Origin of the sequence: Blastococcus sp. TF02A-30 (genome assembly GCF_003319185.1) — a bacterium.
Taxonomy (GTDB): Bacteria; Actinomycetota; Actinomycetes; order Mycobacteriales; family Geodermatophilaceae; genus Blastococcus.
This window is the reverse complement of record NZ_QOHJ01000026.1, coordinates 1-510: the sequence shown is the minus strand read 5'-3', so window position 1 is coordinate 510 and position 510 is coordinate 1. Positions and strand designations below refer to the sequence as shown.

Here is a 510-nt window from a genome sequence, read left to right as displayed (position 1 = left end):
AGATGTGTATAAGAGACAGCTCCGCGCTCATCACCAAGGCCACCGGCATGGAGCCCTACGTCGTCGGCAAGCCCAACCCGATGATGTTCCGCTCGGCCCTCAACCGCATCGGGGCGCACTCGGAGAACACGGGCATGATCGGCGACCGCATGGACACCGACGTCGTTGCGGGCATCGAGGCGGGCCTGCACACTGTGCTCGTGCTGACGGGGATCAGCGATCGCGGGGTGATCGAGCGCTATCCGTTCCGCCCCGACGAGGTGCTCGGGTCGGTGGCCGAGCTGGTCCGCGACGAACCCGTCGAGTCGGAACTCCCCGACCTCGACCCCACGCAGGGGCTCTGATGGGTGCGCTCGACGACGGCGAGCGCGTAGAGGTCGCGGATGCTGCCGCCTGGCGCGCGTGGCTGACCGAGCATCACGCCACCTCGAAGGGTGCCTGGCTCGTGCGGGCACGGGCCGGCTCGGGCGTGGAGCTGGTCGGCTACGAGGCTGTCTCTTATACACATCT

General features: G+C 67.8%; 1 protein-coding gene. It reads left to right on the top strand.

Annotated features, from left to right (window positions below; genetic code table 11):
* The coding region (locus DQ241_RS20285; RefSeq protein ID WP_158545989.1) for an HAD hydrolase-like protein at window positions 1-344 on the top strand (344 nt) is incomplete at its 5' end.
* Between the last annotated feature and the right edge of the window lie 166 nt (window positions 345-510).